The following is a 17,469-nucleotide window of genomic DNA, read 5'->3' as shown; positions in this document are numbered from 1 at the left end:
CCCGTTCATGACCATCGTCCGATCCATGCGCGTGCTGGACGTGCGCTTTCCCACTTCGCAGCAGCTCGACGGCTCCGACGCGATGAACCCCGACCCGGACTATTCGGCGGCCTACGTCGTGCTGGAGACTGACCAGCCGGGGCTCGAAGGCCACGGCCTGACCTTCACCATCGGCCGCGGCAACGAGATCTGCTGCGCGGCCATCGAGGCGATGCGCCACTTGGTGGTCGGGCTCGACCTGCAGTGGGTGGCCGAGGACATGGGCCGCTTCTGGCGCCACATCACCTCGGACAGCCAGCTGCGCTGGATCGGACCCGACAAGGGCGCCATCCACCTCGCGACCGGCGCGGTGGTCAATGCGATGTGGGACCTGTGGGCCAAGTCCGAAGGCAAGCCGGTGTGGCAGCTGGTGGCGGACATGAGCCCCGAGGCGCTGGTGCGCTGCATCGACTTTCGCTACATCACCGACTGCATCACGCCAGAGGAAGCGCTTGTGTTGCTGCGCGATGCGGCCGCCGGCAAGGCCGAGCGCATCGCCACGCTGAAGGCCGATGGCTACCCCTGCTACACCACCTCGGCTGGCTGGCTCGGCTACCCCGACGAGAAGCTGCGGCGGCTCGCGCAGGAGGCGGTGGATGCGGGCTTCAACCACCTCAAGCTCAAGGTGGGGCGCGACCTTGCGGACGACATCCGCCGGTTGACGGTGGCGCGCGAAGTGCTCGGTCCCGACCGCCACCTGATGATCGACGCCAACCAGGTCTGGGAGGTCGGCCAGGCCATCGAATGGGTGCGGCAGCTGGCCTTTGCCAAGCCCTGGTTCATCGAGGAACCGACGAGCCCCGACGACGTCGAGGGCCATCGCAAGATCCGCGAGGGCATTGCGCCGGCGGTGAAGGTGGCCACGGGCGAGATGTGCCAGAACCGCATCATGTTCAAGCAGTTCATCATGCGCGGCGCGATCGACGTGGTGCAGATCGATGCATGCCGCCTCGGCGGCGTGAACGAGATCCTCGCGGTGATGCTGATGGCCGCGAAGTACCAGCTGCCCGTGTGTCCGCACGCCGGCGGCGTGGGGCTGTGCGAGTACGTGCAGCACCTGTCGATGATCGATTACCTGTGCATCTCGGGAACGCGCGAAGGGCGCGTGATCGAATATGTGGATCACTTGCATGAACACTTCGCCGAGCCCTGCGTGATCCGCGGCGCGGCCTACATGCCGCCCACGGCCGTGGGCTTCTCGATCACGATGAAGCCCGACTCGCTCGAGCGCTACCGCTTCCGCGGATAGTTGGATCAACAGAAAGGCATCGGGCGCTCATGGACCTGAATCTGAAGGACAAGGTGGTGCTGGTCACCGGCGGCGGCAGCGGCATTGGCGCGGCCATTTCGCTCACGCTCGCGCGCGAAGGCGCGGTGCCCGTGATCTGCGGGAAGAACCCGCTGGACGCGCCGTTCGAGCAGGAGCTGCACGCGCTGCAGCCGCGGGCGCGGTTCCTTCAGTTCGACCTGATGGAAGAGGCCGCCTGCGGCCAAGCCGTCGAGAGCAGCGCCGCGGAGTTCGGGCGCATCGACGGGCTGGTCAACAACGCGGGCGTGAACGACAGCGTGGGACTCGAAGCGGGGCGCGAGGCATTCATCGCATCGCTGGAGCGGAACCTCGTCCACTACTATGTGATGGCGCATTTCTGCCTGCCGCACCTGAAGGCCAGCCGCGGCGCGATCGTCAACATCTCCTCGAAGACCGCCCTCACGGGGCAGGGCAATACCAGCGGCTACACCGCGGCCAAGGGCGCGCAGCTGTCGCTGACGCGCGAGTGGGCGGCCTCCTTGCTGGAGGAGGGCGTGCGCGTCAACGCGGTGATACCGGCCGAGGTGATGACGCCGCTCTACCAGCGCTGGATCTCGGCCTTCGACGAGCCCGACCGCAAGCTCGCGGCCATCACCGACAAGATCCCGCTCGGCCGCCGCATGACCACGCCGCAGGAGATTGCGAACACCGTGGTGTTCCTGCTCTCCGAACAGGCCTCGCACACGACGGGGCAGTGGGTGTTCGTGGACGGCGGCTACACGCACCTGGACCGGGCGCTGACCTGATCCTTCGCGCTTCCCTTCACCCGCCACCAGACCCGACGACCATGCGCCACTGCCTTGCCCTCGACCTGAAAGACGACCCCGCACTGATCGCCGAGTACGAGGCCTATCACCGCGACATCTGGCCCGAGGTGCGCGCACATCTGCATGCGCACGGCGTGACGGGCATGGAGATCTACCGGCTCGGAACGCGGATGGTGATGCTGATGGAAACCGACGACGCGCGCTACGACGCCGAGGCGATGGCGGCCGCGACGCGCAGCGATCCGAAGATCCGCGCGTGGGAAGAATTGATGTGGAAGTTCCAGGCGCCGACGCCCTGGACGCCCGAAGGGGAGAAGTGGTTGGAGATGGATCGGATCTTCAAGCTGTAGCTGCCTGCAGTTTCGACATTCCCTTTTTGTCGGCTGCAGCGTGAACGCCGGCCAGGGCTGTCGCAGGTCGGTCCCGGAAGCGACGCTCCGTGTCACTCTTTCGGTCCGATCTGCATGTTCCTTCCTCCCTGCATGCGCGGGTACGGATCGTGCACCTTGTGCCGCGGCATTCGATTCGCTTTTCAATCTCGATCAACCTTTCTCTTTCATTTCCCATGTTTTCTCGACGATGCGTTTTCGCGCTGATGCTTTCGGTGCTCCTGTTCGGCTGTGGCGGTGGCGGCGGAGGCGGCGGTAGCCAGGGTGGCGGCGGCTTCGCCGGCCTGGCGGGCCTGGCCGGCAGCAATGGCAGCCAGGGCCCTACCGGCGGCCAAGGCGGCGGCGGCACCGGTGCTGCAGGTGGCACGGGCGATGCAGGCGGAGCCGGCGGCACAGGCAGCGGCGCTTCGCCCACCGTCCCGGCGACTGCCGCATTGGCGGCCAAGCTCGGCAAGCCCGCGCGCGTGCTGCTCGGACTCGGCGCGGGCAACACCCTCGCGCAGATGAAGAGCCAGGACATCCACCCGGACATCATGGACGCCTACCTCGTGGGCGTGGGCGCAGGCGCCTGGCCCACCTGGAACAGCCCCGACGGGGCCTACGTCACCGTCACCGCGCAGGCCGCCCAAGCCTACGGCGCCGTCCCGATGTTCACGCTCTACCAGATGGCAACGAGCGGCGAGGGCAACATGAGCACCATCAACGACACGGCCTTCATGAACGGCTACTGGTCGCAGGTGCGGCTGATGTACCAGCGCATCGCAGCTCTGGGGACGCCCGTCCTGGTCAACCTGGAGCCGGACTTCTGGGGCTTCGTTGCGGCGCAAGCGCCGGGCCGTGACGCAACGCGGCTGTCGGCCCTGGTGAACAGCCAGCCCGAATGCAGCGGATTGCCCAACACCGCCGCGGGCTTGGGCCAATGCCTGGTGCAGATGGGCAGGCAGATTGCGCCCAAGGCACTGCTCGGGTTCCCGCCCGCATTCTGGAGCGGCACCGCTGCCGAGATCGGCGCGCAAATGCGCGCGGTGGGGGCGCATCAGGCGGACTTCATCGTCGCCCAGACCACCGACCGCGACGCGGGTTGCCGGGAAGTTGCGTCGCCGCCCGCGGAATGCACAGGGCGAAGCGGCCCGTTCTACTGGGACGAAAGCAACGTCGCCAGCCCCAACTTCCACGAGTCGCAGCGCCAGATCTCGGACTACCGCGCAGCGCTGGGCAACGGGCTGCCGATCCTGTGGTGGCAAACGCCGATGGGCGTGCCCTCCGCCACGCCGGGCGGCACCGACCTGCACTACCGCGACAACCATGTCGACTACATGCTGCGCAACGCCCAGGAGTACGGCGACACCTCCGCCTTCGCGATCGTCTTCAGTGCCGGAGGCAGCGTCCAGACCTCGATCAGCACCGATGGCGGCCAGTTCGCGCGCCTGTCGGCGCTGTACCTCGCACGCGGCGGTGCCGCCTTGAAGTAGCAGCGGTCGGCAACGGCGGAGGCATGGCACTCCTGCCCTTGCCGCGCCCGGCATGAGAGCCGGCATGACGTCAGGGTTCACCCCAATCACCGGTCCGGCGATTCGGACGGCCCCATCGCCGCGCATCCGGATCGTCGGCGGGGCGTCCATTTCATTCCTGCCTCGTTCCCCATGAAATCAACGACTTAGCGTGCCCTGCGCGCCACGCATCGCGTGGCACATCGATTGCTCTGTACCAAGGCTGGCCGCATCGCCCGATGCAGGTCCCGGCCATGACACAGGAGACAAACCGATGAGCACCATGGGTGACCTTGACCCCACGGAAACCGGCGAATGGGTCGACGCGCTCGGCGCGGTCCAGCAGCACCGCGGCAGCGAGCGCGCGAACTTTCTGCTGAACCGCCTCGTCGACGAGGGCCGCCGCGAAGGCGTGTACGTGCCGCGCTCGCTGAACACGGCCTACAGGAACACCATCCCGCCCGAGAAGGAAGAAAAGTCTCCCGGCAACCGCGAGATCGAGCACCGCCTGCGCTCGATCATCCGCTGGAACGCGATGGCGATCATCCTGCGCGCCAACAAGGATTCGTCCGAACTCGGCGGCCACATCGCGAGCTTCCAGTCGGCGGCCACGCTCTACGACATCGGCTTCGGCCACTTCTGGCATGCCGCCACCGACACCCACGGCGGCGACCTGCTGTTCATCCAGGGCCACAGCTCGCCCGGCATCTACGCGCGTGCCTTTCTCGAAGGCCGCTTGAGCGAGCAGCAGCTGCTCAATTACCGGCAGGAATCCGAAGGCAACGGCATCCCGTCGTACCCGCACCCCTGGCTCATGCCCGACTTCTGGCAGTTTCCCACCGTGTCGATGGGCCTGGGCCCATTGATGGCGATCTACCAGGCACGCTTCCTCAAGTACCTGCATGGCCGGGGTCTCGCCGACACGGCGCCGCGCAAGGTCTGGGCCTTCATGGGCGACGGCGAGATGGACGAGCCCGAGTCGCTCGGCGCCATCTCGCTCGCAGGCCGCGAGAGCCTGGACAACCTCGTGTTCGTCATCAACTGCAACCTGCAGCGCCTCGATGGCCCGGTGCGCGGCAACGGCAAGATCGTGCAGGAACTCGAGAGCGTGTTCCGCGGGGCCGGATGGAACGTCATCAAGGTGCTCTGGGGCAGCGGCTGGGACGCGCTGCTTGCCAAGGACAAGAGCGGCAAGCTCTTGCAGCGCATGGAAGAGTGCGTGGACGGCGAGTACCAGGACTTCAAGAGCAAGAGCGGCGCCTACGTGCGCGAGCACTTCTTCGGCAAGTACGACGAGACCCGCGCGCTGGTCGCAGAGATGAGCGACGACGAGATCTGGGGCCTCACGCGCGGCGGCCACGACCCCGAGAAGGTGTTCGCCGCCTACGCCGCGGCCGTCAGGCACAAGGGCCAGCCCACGCTGATCCTGCCCAAGACGGTGAAGGGCTACGGCATGGGCGAATCGGGCGAGGGCCAGATGATCGCGCACCAGGCCAAGAAGATGACGCAGGACGCGCTGCGCGGCTTCCGCGACCGCTTCCAGATCCCGGTTTCCGACGAAGAGCTGCCCAACGTGCCCTTCATCCGGCTGGCCGAGGACAGCCCCGAGATGAAGTACCTGCACGAGCGCCGCGCCGCGCTCGGCGGCTACCTGCCCCAGCGCCGCCGCAAGTCGACCGCGCTCGAGATTCCGCCGCTTTCCACCTTCGAGCGCCTGCTCAAGGACACCGGCGAGCGCGAGATATCGACCACCATGGCCTTCGTGCAGATGCTCGGCACCTTGGTGCGCGACAAGCAGATCGGCAAGCACGTGGTGCCCATCGTGCCCGACGAATCGCGCACCTTCGGCATGGAAGGCATGTTCCGCCAGCTCGGCATCTGGTCGTCGCTCGGCCAGCTCTACAAGCCGCAGGACGCCGACCAGCTCATGTACTACCGCGAGTCGAAGGACGGCCAGGTGCTGCAGGAAGGCATCAACGAGGGCGGCGCGATGTCCAGCTGGATCGTCGCGGCCACCTCGTACAGCACGAACAACGTGCCGATGATTCCGTTCTACATCTACTACTCGATGTTCGGCCTGCAGCGCGTGGGCGACCTGGCCTGGCTGGCCGGCGACATGCGTGCGCGCGGTTTCCTGCTGGGCGGCACTGCCGGGCGCACCACGCTCAACGGCGAGGGCCTGCAGCACGAGGACGGCCACAGCCACATCCTGGCCGGCACCATTCCCAACTGCGTCTCGTACGACCCGACCTTCGCCTACGAGGTGGTGGCCATCGTGCGCGACGGCATGCGCCGCATGTACGCCGAGCAGGAGGACGTGTATTACTACATCACCCTCATGAACGAGAACTACCCGCACCCCGGCATGCCCGAGGGCAGCGAGGCAGGCATTCTCAAAGGCCTCTACCAGCTCAGCGATGGCGGCAAGACCCCCAAGAAGGGCCACCGCGTGCAGCTCATGGGCAGCGGCACCATCCTGCGCGAGGTGATGTTCGCGGCCGAGCTGCTGAAGAACGACTTCGGCATTGCCGCCGACGTGTGGAGCGCCACCAGCTACAACGAGCTGCGCCGCGACGGCATGGCCGCCGAGCGCTGGAGCCGGTTGCACCCGACCGAGCCGGCGCGCAAGAGCCATGTCGAGCAATGCCTCGAAGGACACGAAGGCCCGGTCATCGCGGCCACCGACTACATGCGCAACTACGCCGACCAGGTGCGCGAGTACGTGCAGGCCGCGGGCCGGCGCTACACCGTGCTCGGCACCGATGGCTTCGGCCGCAGCGACTACCGCAAGAAGCTGCGCCGCTTCTTCGAGGTCGACCGTTGGCACGTGGCCGTGGCCGCGCTCAAGGCGCTGGCCGACGACGGGGTGATCAAGCACGCCGTGGTGGCCGAGGCCATCGAGAAGTACGGGCTCGACGCCGAGCGCGCCGCCCCCTGGACCGTCTGAGGCACGACATGAGCAATGCAATCGACATCAAGGTGCCCGACATCGGCGACTTCAGCGACGTGCCCGTCATCGAGATCTTCGTGAAGCCGGGCGACACGGTGAAGGCCGAGGACCCGCTGGTCTCGCTCGAATCCGACAAGGCCACGATGGATGTGCCCGCGCCGCGCGGCGGCGTGGTGGAGTCCATCACCGTGAAGCTCGGCGACAAGGTCAGCGAAGGCAGCGTCGTCATGACGTTCAAGGCAGAGAGCGGTGCCGCTGCGGCCGCACCGGCACCGGCCGAAGCCGCCAAGCCCAGCGTCAGCGCCGCGCCGTCGGCCACCAGCGCGCCGGCCGGCGTGGCCGAGGTGCGTGTGCCCGACATCGGCGACTTCAAGGACGTGCCCGTCATCGAGATCTTCGTGAAGGTCGGCGACACGGTGAAGGCCGAGGATCCGATCATCTCGCTCGAATCGGACAAGGCGACGATGGATGTGCCGGCGCCGCTCTCGGGCGTGGTGACGGCCATCGGCATCAAGATCGGGGACAAGGTCAGCGAGGGGTCGGTGATTCTTTCGCTGGCGACGGGCGATGCGCCTGTGGCGGCGGCCGCTCCCTCACCCCAGTCCTCTCCCGCGAGCGGGAGAGGGAGCGAAGCGGCGGCGGCGTTGCCGCCTGTCGGCAATGCGGAGGTCGAAGCCGGCTTCGCGCTCGCCTATGCGGGCCCTGCGGTGCGCAAGCTCGCACGCGAACTCGGCGTCGACCTGGGCAAGATCAACGGCACCGGCGACCATGGCCGCATCGTGCGCGCCGACGTCGAGGCCTTCGCGAAGGGTGGCGGTGCATCTGCCGCGCCCGCTGCCGGCAAGGCTGCAGCAGCCCCCGCAGGCGGTGGCGTCGGTGGCATCGACCTGCTGCCCTGGCCCAAGGTCGACTTCGCCAAGTTCGGCCCGACCGAGCGCAAGGAGCTCTCGCGCATCAAGAAGATCAGCGCCGCGAACCTGCACCGCAACTGGGTCGTCATTCCGCATGTGACGACGCACGACGAGGCCGACATCACCGAGCTCGAACCCTTCCGCGTGCAGATGAACAAGGAGCTGGAAAAGTCGGGCGTGAAGATCAGCATGCTGCCCTTCATGATGAAGGCGGCCGTCGCCGCGCTGAAGAAGTTCCCGGAGTTCAACGCGAGCCTCGACGGCGACGCCTTGGTGCTCAAGAACTACTGGCACATCGGCTTCGCCGCCGATACGCCCAACGGGCTCATGGTTCCGGTGATCCGCGACGTCGACAAAAAGACTGTGCCCGAGATCGCGAAGGAGATGGGCGAGCTCGCCAAGCTTGCGCGCGACGGCAAGCTCAAGCCCGACCAGATGTCGGGCGGCACCTTCACCATCAGCTCGCTCGGCGGCATTGGCGGCATCTACTTCACGCCGATCATCAACGCGCCCGAGGTCGCCATCATGGGCGTGTGCAAGAGCTACTGGAAGCAGCACTCTTCGGACGGCAAGACCTACAGCTCGCGCCTCACGCTGCCGCTGTCCCTGTCGTGGGACCACCGCGTGATCGACGGCGCCGCCGCCGCACGCTTCAACGTCTATTTCGCCAACGTGCTCGCCGACCTGCGGCGCGTGCTGTTCTGAAGGAAGCTCCCAAATGGCACACACGGTGGAAGTCAAGGTCCCGGACATCGGCGAATTCAAGGATGTCGCGGTCATCGAACTGCTGGTCAAGCCGGGCGAAGTCATCGCGGTCGATACCGGGTTGATCATGGTGGAGTCGGACAAGGCTTCGATGGAGATTCCTTCGAGCCATGCGGGGACCGTGAAGGAACTGAAGGTGGGGCTGGGGGACAAGGTGAGTGAAGGCTCCGTCATCCTGGTCATCGAGACCGCCGCGGCGGGAGCGGGGGCACCCTCACCCCAGCCCTCTCCCGCAAGCGGGAGAGGGAGCGAAGCCGCGCCCGCATCTGCACCAGTGCCGACACCTGCGGCAGGCAGCTACACCGGCCAGGCCGACATCGAATGCGAGGTCCTCGTGCTCGGCGCCGGCCCCGGCGGCTACTCGGCCGCATTCCGCAGCGCCGACCTCGGCATGAAGACCGTGCTGGTCGAGCGCTACGCCACACTCGGCGGCGTGTGCCTCAACGTGGGCTGCATTCCCTCGAAGGCGCTGCTGCACACAGCCGGCGTGATGGATGAAGTGAAACTGCTCGCCAAACACGGCATCAAGTACGCCGCGCCCGAAGTCGACATCGACGCGCTGCGCGGCTTCAAGGATGGCGTCATCAAGAAGCTCACCGGCGGCCTGGCCGGCATGGCGAAGGCGCGCAAGGTCGAGGTGGTCACCGGTGTCGGCAGCTTCCTTGATGCGCATCACGTCGAGGTGGTGGGCGAGGGCGGCGGCAAGCGCGTGCTGAAGTTCGCCAAGGCCATCATCGCCGCGGGCTCGCAGGCCGTGAAGCTGCCCTTCATGCCAGAGGACGAGCGCGTGGTCGATTCGACCGGCGCGCTGCTGCTCAAGGGCATTCCCAAGCGCATGCTGGTGATCGGCGGCGGCATCATCGGCCTGGAGATGGCCACGGTGTACTCGACACTGGGCACGCGCATCGACGTGGTCGAGATGCTCGACGGCCTCATGCAGGGCGCCGACCGCGACCTCGTCAAGGTGTGGGAGAAGTTCAACGCGCCGCGCTTCGACAACGTAATGCTCAAGACCAAGACCGTCGGCGCCAAGGCGACCAAGGCCGGCATCGAGGTCAGCTTCGAAGGCGAGAAGGCACCTGCCACACCGCAGCTCTACGACCTCGTTCTGGTCGCCGTGGGCCGCAGTCCCAACGGCAAGAAGATCGCCGCCGACAAGGCCGGCGTGGCCGTCACCGAGCGCGGCTTCATCGAGGTCGACCGGCAGATGCGCACCAACGTGCCGCACATCTTCGCCATCGGCGACATCGTGGGCCAGCCCATGCTCGCCCACAAGGCCGTGCACGAGGCGCATGTGGCGGCGGAAGCGGCGCACGGCGAGGCTTCGTTCTTCGATGCGCGGCAGATTCCTTCGGTGGCCTACACCGACCCCGAGGTGGCCTGGGCCGGCAAGACCGAGGAGCAGTGCAAGGCCGAAGGCCTGAAGTTCGGCAAGGCGGTGTTCCCCTGGGCCGCATCGGGCCGCGCCATCGCCAACGGGCGCGACGAAGGCTTCACCAAGCTGCTGTTCGACGAGGCCACGCACCGCATCGTCGGCGGCGGCATCGTCGGCACGCATGCGGGCGACCTGATCAGCGAGCTGTGCCTGGCCATCGAGATGGGCTGCGAGCCCGCCGACATCGGCAAGACCATCCACCCGCATCCGACGCTCGGCGAATCCATCGGCATGGCCGCCGAGCTGTTCGAAGGGGTGTGCACCGACCTGCCCCCGGTGAAGAAGAAGTAGGCCGCCACGATGCCGCTCGCACTGGCTTTCGAAGCGCTGGGATCGGGGCCTCCGGTGGTGATCCTGCACGGCCTGTTCGGCGCGGGGCGCAACTGGATGCGGGTTGCAGAGACGCTGGCCGCAGACCACCGCGTCTATCTGCCCGATGCCCGCAACCACGGCGCCTCGCCGTGGGCCGAGTCCATGTCGTACGTGGAGATGGCGGGCGACGTGCTCGCGCTGGTCGAGCAAGAGCAATTGCAGCGGCCCTTCGTGATCGGGCACAGCATGGGCGGCAAGACGGCAATGGCCCTCGCGCTCTCGCATCCGCAGGCCATCGGCGGCATCGCCGTGATCGACATCGCGCCGGAGAGCTACACCGACCAGTTCTCGTCGTACGTGTCGGCCATGCGGAGCCTCGATGTGGCGGGTGCCGCCAGCCGCCGCGAAATCCACCAGGCACTGGCCGACAGCCTCAACGCGGAGGCCCCGGTCGACTTCCTGATGCAGAACCTGCGCCGGCAGAACGACCGCTTCGACTGGCGGCTGAACCTGCTGGCCACGGGCCTGTGCATGCGCGAGCTCTGCGGCTTTCCCGAGACGCTGCACGAAGCGCGTTATGCCGGGCCCGCGCTCTTCGTCCACGGGGCGGAGTCCGACTACGTGCGGCCCGCGTCGTTCGCGGGCATCCGCGCGCTTTTTCCGCGTGCGGGAACCGAGAGCATTGCCGATGCGGGCCACTGGATACACGCCGACCAGCCCGCGGCGCTGCTGTGCGGGCTGCGCAATTGGCTGGCCGGCGGCGGCACGGCCGTCCCTCAATGACATTCCACGGAGACACCATGTCCGACGACAAACTGCGCGAAGCCGCCCTCGACTACCACCGCTATCCCACGCCAGGGAAGATCTCGGTGAACCCGACCAAGCCGATGGCCACGCAGCGCGACCTTGCGCTCGCATACTCGCCCGGCGTGGCCGAGGCCTGCATGGAGATTGCCCGCGACCCGGCCGAGGCCATGAACCTCACCTCGCGCGCCAACCTCGTGGCCGTCATCACCAACGGCACCGCGGTGCTGGGGCTGGGCAACATCGGGGCGCTGGCCGGCAAGCCGGTGATGGAAGGCAAGGCCTGCCTCTTCAAGAAATTCGCCGGCATCGACGTGTTCGACATCGAGCTCGACGAGAACGACCCCGACGCGCTCATCGACACCATCGCGCGCATGGAGCCCACCTTCGGCGGTATCAACCTGGAGGACATCAAGGCGCCCGAGTGCTTCTACATCGAGAAGAAGCTGCGCGAGCGCATGAAGATCCCGGTCTTCCACGACGACCAGCACGGCACCGCCATCGTCGCGGCCGCCGCCATCCTCAATGCGCTGCGGCACGTGAAGAAGGACATCCGCGAAGTGAAGCTGGTGGCCTCGGGCGCCGGTGCGGCGGCACTGGCCTGCCTCGACCTGATCGTGAGCCTGGGCCTGCCGATGAAGAACATCTACGTGTCCGACAGCGCGGGCGTGGTGTACACCGCCCGCAAGGAACAGATGGACCCGAACAAGGCCCGCTATGCGCAGGAGACTTCGGCGCGCAAGCTCGCCGACGTGATCGACGGCGCCGACATCTTCCTCGGCCTCTCGGCCGGCGGCGTGCTCAAGCCCGAGATGGTCAAGGAGATGGCGCGCGACCCGATCATCCTCGCCATGGCCAACCCGGCGCCGGAGATCCTGCCGGAAGACGCGCTGGCCGTGCGGCCCGATGCGATCCTGGGCACCGGCCGGTCGGACTATCCGAACCAGGTCAACAACGTGCTGTGTTTTCCGTTCATCTTCCGCGGCGCGCTCGACGTGGGTGCGACGGCCATCAACGAAGAGATGAAGCTGGCCGCGGTGCGGGCCATCGCCGAACTCGCGCATGCCGAGATTCCCGAAGTGGTGGCGCAGGCCTACGGCGCGCTCGGCCTGCGCTTCGGCCGCGACTACCTGATCCCCAAGCCCTTCGACCCGCGGCTGATCGAGGCGGTCGCGCCCGCGGTGGCCCAGGCCGCGGTCGACAGCGGCGTGGCAACGCGGCCCATCGCCGACATGAAGGCCTACCGCCAGCGCCTGTCGCAGTTCGTCTACCAGTCGGGCAGCAGCATGCAGCCGCTGTTCGCTGCCGCCAAGCAGTCGCCCAAGCGCGTGGTCTACGCCGAGGGCGAAGACGAGCGCGTGCTGCGCGCCGCGCAGGTGGTGGTCGACGAAGGCCTGGCACGCCCGCTGCTGCTGGGCCGCCCCGAGGTGATCGCCGATCGCATCGCGCAGTACGGCCTGCGCCTCACGCTGGGCGCCGACTGCGAGGCCGTCGATCCGCTCGATGCGGCCGTGCATGGCGATGCGGCCGAGGCCTACTACCAGCTCAAGCGCCGCGAGGGCGTCTCGCGCCTGGTGGCGCAGACCGAGATGCGCAGCCGCGGCACGCTGCTGGCGGCCATGCTGGTGCGCCAGGGCCGGGCCGACGCCATGCTGTGCGGCACGCTCGGCAGCTACGGCGACCACCTGCGCCATGTGCGCGACGCGATCGGCCTGCGCGCGGGCGCCAGCACCATGGCCGCGATGCAGATGCTGATGCTGCCGGGGCGCCAGCTCTTCATCTGCGACACGCACGTGAACCGCGACCCCGATGCAGCGCAGATCGCCGAGATCGCGCTGCTCGCGGCCGAGGAGGTGCGCCGCTTCGGCGTGACGCCGAGCGTGGCGCTGCTGTCGCACTCGAACTTCGGCGGCTCGGACGCGGCCTCGGCCGTGAAGATGCGCGAGGCGCTCGCGCTCATCAAGGCGGCCGATCCGCAGCTCGCGGTGGAAGGCGAGATGCGCGGCGACGCGGCGCTGTCCAAGACCATCCTCGACCACGAGTTTCCGGATTCGGCGCTGGAGACCGAGGCCAACGTGCTCGTCATGCCCAACGTCGACGCGGCCAACATTTCGTACAACCTGCTGCGCATGGCGGCCGGCAGCGGCATCACGGTGGGCGGCATCCTGCTGGGCGCGGCGCGCTCGGTGCACATCCTCACGCCGTCGTCCACCGTGCGCCGCATCGTCAACATGACTGCGCTGGCGGTGGTCGATGCCAACTCGCACCGCAATGCGGCCTGAGGAGGGTGCGGCCATGAACGACACCGTGACGCCGCCGGCGTCTGAAATTTTCCAGGAGATTCCCGTGGACCAACCATCCGTCGCACCCAAGCCCTTCTACAGATCGCTCTACTTCCAGGTCATCACCGCCATCGTGCTCGGGGTGCTGCTCGGGCACTTCTGGCCCGACACCGGCGCATCGATGAAACCGCTGGGCGACGGCTTCATCAAGCTCATCAAGATGATCATCGCGCCGATCATCTTCTGCACCGTGGTGGTGGGCATCGCGGGCATGGAAGACATGAAGAAGGTCGGCAAGACCGGCGGCCTGGCGCTCCTGTACTTCGAGATCGTGAGCTCCATCGCGCTGGTGGTGGGCCTGGTGATCATCAACATCGTGCGCCCCGGCGCCGGCATGAATGTCGACGTGAGCCAGCTCGACGCCAAGAGCATCGCGGCCTACACCGGCCCTGGCAAGATGCAGAGCACCACCGACTTCCTGCTCAACGTGATCCCCAGCACGGTGGTCGATGCCTTCGCCAAGGGCGAGATCCTGCAGGTGCTGCTGGTCGCGGTGATGTTCGGCTTTGCGCTGCACAAGTTCGGCGGCCGCGGCACGCTGGTGTTCGACGTGATCGAGAAGGGCTCGCACGTGCTCTTCGTGATCGTGGGCTACATCATGAAGGTCGCGCCGATCGGCGCCTTCGGCGCCATGGCCTTCACCATCGGCAAGTACGGCGTGAGTTCGCTGCTGCAGTTGGGCCAGCTGATGGCCACCTTCTACCTGACCTGCCTGCTGTTCATCTTCGTGGTGCTGGGGAGCATCGCGCGCTTCCACGGCTTCAGCATCTGGAAGTTCATCAAGTACATCAAGGAAGAACTGCTGATCGTGCTGGGCACCTCGTCGAGCGAATCGGTGCTGCCTCGCATGATGGCCAAGCTGGAGAACCTGGGCGCCAAGAAGTCGGTGGTCGGCCTGGTGGTGCCCACGGGCTACTCCTTCAACCTGGACGGCACCTCCATCTACCTGACGATGGCGGCGGTGTTCATCGCGCAGGCCACCAACACCGACATGACGCTCACGCAGCAGTTCACGCTGCTGGCGGTGCTGCTGCTCACCTCGAAGGGCGCAGCGGGTGTCACGGGCAGCGGCTTCATCGTGCTGGCGGCCACGCTGTCGGCCGTGGGCCACGTGCCGGTCGCGGGCCTGGCGCTCATCCTGGGCATCGACCGCTTCATGTCGGAAGCCCGCGCGCTGACCAACCTGATCGGCAACGGCGTGGCCACGGTGGTGGTCGCCAAGTGGACCAACGACCTGGACACCGTGCGCATGAAGCGCATCCTGGACAACGAGACATCGGCCGAATCCGACGCGCCCGAGGCGGTGCTGGACAAGGTCGAGACCCACATGCCCGTGGCCCAGCCGCGCTGAGGCGGCCACATGCCTGTACGGAACAGCCCACCATGAACAGCCCCGTGCAGAAGCACCGCGTGGTCATCGTGGGCGGCGGCGCCGGCGGCCTGGAACTGGCCACGCGCCTGGGCGATTCGCTGGGAAAGAAGGGGCGGGCGGAGATCACGCTGATCGACAAGCACCGCACCCACGTGTGGAAGCCCAAGCTGCACGAGATCGCCTCGGGCAGCATGGACATGAGCGCGCACGAGGTCGACTACCTCGCGCAGGCGCACTGGCACCACTTTCGCTTCCGGCTCGGCGAGCTGACCGGCATCGACCGCGAGCGGCGCGAAGTGCAGGTGGCGCCGTACCTCGACGACGAAGGCCGGCTGGTCACGCCCGAGCGCGCCTTCGGCTACGACACGCTGGTGGTCGCCGTCGGCAGCCTCAGCAACGATTTCGGCACGCCCGGCGTGCGCGAGCACGCGCTGCGGCTCGAATCGAAGGCCGATGCGCAGCGCTTTCACCAGCGCATGGTCAACGCCTGCATCCGCGCGCATGCGCAGGCCACGCCGCTGCGGCCCGAGCAGCTGCACGTGGCGATCATCGGCGCAGGCGCCACGGGCGTGGAGCTGGCGGCCGAGCTGCACCGCACCACGCGCGAAGTGGTGGCCTACGGGCTGGACCGCGTGGATGCCGAGAAAGACATCCAGGTCAGCGTGATCGAAGCGGCCGACCGCGTGCTCCCCGCATTACCCGCGCGCATGTCGGCCGCCACCGAGGCACTGCTTCGCAAGCTGGGCGTGGATGTGCATACCTCCGCCAAGGTGGCCGAGGTGCTGCCCGAGGGCGTGCGCCTGGCCGACGGCCGCGTGCTGCCGGCCGAGCTGGTGGTGTGGGCCGCGGGCGTGAAGGCGGCCGATTTCATGAAGGACATCGCGGGCCTGGAGACCAACCGCAGCAACCAGCTCGCGGTGCTGCCCACGCTGCAGACCACGCGCGATGAGCACATCTTCGCCATCGGCGACTGCGCGGCCTGCGACTGGCCCGAGGCCAACGGCGGCAAGGGCGGCCTGGTGCCGCCGCGCGCGCAGGCGGCGCACCAGCAGGCCTCGCACGTCGCGGCGCAGATCCGCCGGCGCCTGGACGCAAAGGCGCTCGAGCCCTACCGCTACCGCGACTTCGGCTCGCTGGTCTCGCTCGGCGAATTCAGCACCGTGGGCAACATGATGGGCGGCCTGATCGGCGGGAGCCTGATGGTCGAGGGGCTGTTCGCGCGGCTCATGTACATGTCGCTCTACAAGATGCACGAGCTGGCGCTGCACGGCGTCGTCAAGGTCTCGCTCGACACGCTCGCCCGCCTCATCACGCGGCGCACCGAACCCCACGTCAAGCTGCATTGAGCAGCCCAGCGCAATCCTTCTTTCGCACCAACCTCAAGGAGATTTTCATGTCAGACGATATCGTGATCGTGGCCGCGCAACGCACGGCGGTCGGTAAGTTCGGCGGCGCGCTGGCCGGCACGGCCGCGCCGGAACTGGGCGCGCATGTGGTGAAGGGGCTGCTCGAGAAGGCCGGCGTGCCGGGCGATGCGGTGTCCGAGGTGATCATGGGCCAGGTGCTCGCGGCCGGCGCGGGGCAGAACCCGGCGCGCCAGACGGTCATCAAGGCGGGGCTGCCCATCGGCGTGCCGGGCCTCACCATCAACAAGGTCTGCGGCTCGGGCCTGAAGGCCGTGATGCTGGCGGCGCAGGCCGTGAAATGCGGCGATGCCGAGATCGTGGTGGCCGGCGGCCAGGAGAACATGAGCGCCGCGCCGCACGTGCTGCCCAACTCGCGCAACGGCCAGCGCATGGGCGACTGGAAGCTGGTCGACACCATGATCGTGGACGGGCTGTGGGACGTCTACAACCAGTACCACATGGGCACCACGGCCGAGAACGTGGCCAAGAAGTACGGCATCACGCGCGAGATGCAGGACGCGCTCGCGCTCGCCTCGCAGCAGAAGGCCGCGGCTGCGCAGGACGCCGGGCGCTTCGACGACGAGATCCTGCCGTTCAGCATCGCGCAGAAAAAGGGCGAGCCCATCGTCTTCGCGGCCGACGAGTTCGTGAACCGCAAGACCAACGCCGACGCACTCGCCGGCCTGCGCCCGGCCTTCGACAAGACGGGCTCGGTGACGGCCGGCAATGCTTCGGGCCTGAACGACGGCGCGGCTGTGGTGCTGGTGATGTCGGCCTCGCGCGCCGCCGCGCTAGGCCTGCAGCCGCTGGCGGTGATCCGCGCCTATGCGAGCGCGGGCCTGGACCCGTCGCTCATGGGCATGGGCCCGGTGCCCGCTTCGCAGCTCGCGCTCAAGAAGGCCGGCTGGAAGGCGCAGGACCTCGACCTGATGGAGATCAACGAAGCCTTCGCGGCCCAGGCCTGCGCGGTCAACCGCGAGATGGACTGGGACACCAGCCGCATCAACGTGAACGGCGGTGCCATTGCCATCGGCCACCCCATCGGCGCCTCGGGCTGCCGCGTGCTGGTGACGCTGCTGCACGAGATGCGCCGCCGCGGCGCCAACAAGGGCCTGGCCTCGCTGTGCATCGGCGGCGGCATGGGCGTGGCGCTTGCAGTCGAACGCGCTTGAACGGAT

12 protein-coding genes are annotated in these 17,469 nt (G+C 67.6%); all 12 read left to right on the top strand.

The window, feature by feature from the left end; all coding sequences use genetic code 11:
* Window positions 1-7: 7 nt before the first annotated feature.
* Window positions 8-1,288 (top strand): L-fuconate dehydratase, encoded by a 1,281-nt coding sequence (locus ACAM58_RS30185; RefSeq protein ID WP_018904168.1) that lies wholly within the window; start codon window positions 8-10, stop codon window positions 1,286-1,288.
* A 29-nt stretch (window positions 1,289-1,317) separates the two neighbouring features.
* Complete coding sequence (locus tag ACAM58_RS30180; RefSeq protein ID WP_369664595.1) at window positions 1,318-2,094, top strand: SDR family oxidoreductase; 777 nt, start codon at window positions 1,318-1,320, stop codon at window positions 2,092-2,094.
* A 41-nt stretch (window positions 2,095-2,135) separates the two neighbouring features.
* On the top strand, window positions 2,136-2,465 hold the full coding sequence (locus tag ACAM58_RS30175; RefSeq protein WP_018904170.1) for an L-rhamnose mutarotase: 330 nt from the start codon (window positions 2,136-2,138) through the stop codon (window positions 2,463-2,465).
* A 215-nt stretch (window positions 2,466-2,680) separates the two neighbouring features.
* Window positions 2,681-3,976: a hypothetical protein gene (locus ACAM58_RS30170; RefSeq protein WP_369664594.1), complete on the top strand. Its 1,296-nt coding sequence runs from the start codon at window positions 2,681-2,683 to the stop codon at window positions 3,974-3,976.
* A gap of 292 nt (window positions 3,977-4,268) precedes the next feature.
* The gene (aceE, locus tag ACAM58_RS30165) at window positions 4,269-6,941 is read left to right on the top strand and encodes a pyruvate dehydrogenase (acetyl-transferring), homodimeric type (protein ID WP_018904172.1); all 2,673 of its coding nucleotides are present in this window, start codon (window positions 4,269-4,271) and stop codon (window positions 6,939-6,941) included.
* An 8-nt stretch (window positions 6,942-6,949) separates the two neighbouring features.
* Window positions 6,950-8,560: a dihydrolipoyllysine-residue acetyltransferase gene (gene aceF / locus ACAM58_RS30160; RefSeq protein WP_018904173.1), complete on the top strand. Its 1,611-nt coding sequence runs from the start codon at window positions 6,950-6,952 to the stop codon at window positions 8,558-8,560.
* 13 nt (window positions 8,561-8,573) lie between these two features.
* Window positions 8,574-10,346, top strand: coding sequence for a dihydrolipoyl dehydrogenase (gene lpdA, locus ACAM58_RS30155; protein WP_018904174.1), 1,773 nt, complete (start codon window positions 8,574-8,576; stop codon window positions 10,344-10,346).
* A 9-nt stretch (window positions 10,347-10,355) separates the two neighbouring features.
* Window positions 10,356-11,150 carry an alpha/beta fold hydrolase gene (locus ACAM58_RS30150; RefSeq protein WP_018904175.1) on the top strand — a complete coding sequence of 265 codons (795 nt, stop codon included), beginning with the start codon at window positions 10,356-10,358 and terminating at the stop codon, window positions 11,148-11,150.
* A 17-nt stretch (window positions 11,151-11,167) separates the two neighbouring features.
* Entirely contained in the window at window positions 11,168-13,453 is a 2,286-nt protein-coding gene (locus ACAM58_RS30145; protein WP_018904176.1) for an NADP-dependent malic enzyme, read from the top strand.
* 13 nt (window positions 13,454-13,466) lie between these two features.
* Window positions 13,467-14,864, top strand: coding sequence for a dicarboxylate/amino acid:cation symporter (locus ACAM58_RS30140; RefSeq protein WP_018904177.1), 1,398 nt, complete (start codon window positions 13,467-13,469; stop codon window positions 14,862-14,864).
* Between the two features lie 32 nt (window positions 14,865-14,896).
* On the top strand, window positions 14,897-16,231 hold the full coding sequence (locus tag ACAM58_RS30135; RefSeq protein ID WP_018904178.1) for an NAD(P)/FAD-dependent oxidoreductase: 1,335 nt from the start codon (window positions 14,897-14,899) through the stop codon (window positions 16,229-16,231).
* Window positions 16,232-16,278: 47 nt separating this feature from the next.
* Window positions 16,279-17,463: an acetyl-CoA C-acetyltransferase gene (locus ACAM58_RS30130; protein ID WP_026283941.1), complete on the top strand. Its 1,185-nt coding sequence runs from the start codon at window positions 16,279-16,281 to the stop codon at window positions 17,461-17,463.
* Window positions 17,464-17,469 lie beyond the last annotated feature (6 nt).

It is taken from the genome of Variovorax sp. V116, from assembly GCF_041154435.1.
Lineage (GTDB): Bacteria > Pseudomonadota > Gammaproteobacteria > Burkholderiales > Burkholderiaceae_C > Variovorax > Variovorax paradoxus.
Note: the sequence above shows the minus strand (reverse complement) of the source record. Positions and strands in the feature narration are given on the sequence as shown.

Bases quoted from the DNA above. Each gene is read 5' to 3' on its own strand.
- ACAM58_RS30145 (WP_018904176.1), top strand. From the start codon at position 11,168: ATGTCCGACGACAAACTGCGCGAAGCCGCCCTCGACTACCACCGCTAT.
- aceE (WP_018904172.1), top strand. From the start codon at position 4,269: ATGAGCACCATGGGTGACCTTGACCCCACGGAAACCGGCGAATGGGTC.
- ACAM58_RS30150 (WP_018904175.1), top strand. From the start codon at position 10,356: ATGCCGCTCGCACTGGCTTTCGAAGCGCTGGGATCGGGGCCTCCGGTG.
- lpdA (WP_018904174.1), top strand. From the start codon at position 8,574: ATGGCACACACGGTGGAAGTCAAGGTCCCGGACATCGGCGAATTCAAG.
- ACAM58_RS30175 (WP_018904170.1), top strand. From the start codon at position 2,136: ATGCGCCACTGCCTTGCCCTCGACCTGAAAGACGACCCCGCACTGATC.
- aceF (WP_018904173.1), top strand. From the start codon at position 6,950: ATGAGCAATGCAATCGACATCAAGGTGCCCGACATCGGCGACTTCAGC.
- ACAM58_RS30185 (WP_018904168.1), top strand. From the start codon at position 8: ATGACCATCGTCCGATCCATGCGCGTGCTGGACGTGCGCTTTCCCACT.
- ACAM58_RS30130 (WP_026283941.1), top strand. From the start codon at position 16,279: ATGTCAGACGATATCGTGATCGTGGCCGCGCAACGCACGGCGGTCGGT.
- ACAM58_RS30135 (WP_018904178.1), top strand. From the start codon at position 14,897: ATGAACAGCCCCGTGCAGAAGCACCGCGTGGTCATCGTGGGCGGCGGC.
- ACAM58_RS30170 (WP_369664594.1), top strand. From the start codon at position 2,681: ATGTTTTCTCGACGATGCGTTTTCGCGCTGATGCTTTCGGTGCTCCTG.
- ACAM58_RS30180 (WP_369664595.1), top strand. From the start codon at position 1,318: ATGGACCTGAATCTGAAGGACAAGGTGGTGCTGGTCACCGGCGGCGGC.
- ACAM58_RS30140 (WP_018904177.1), top strand. From the start codon at position 13,467: ATGAACGACACCGTGACGCCGCCGGCGTCTGAAATTTTCCAGGAGATT.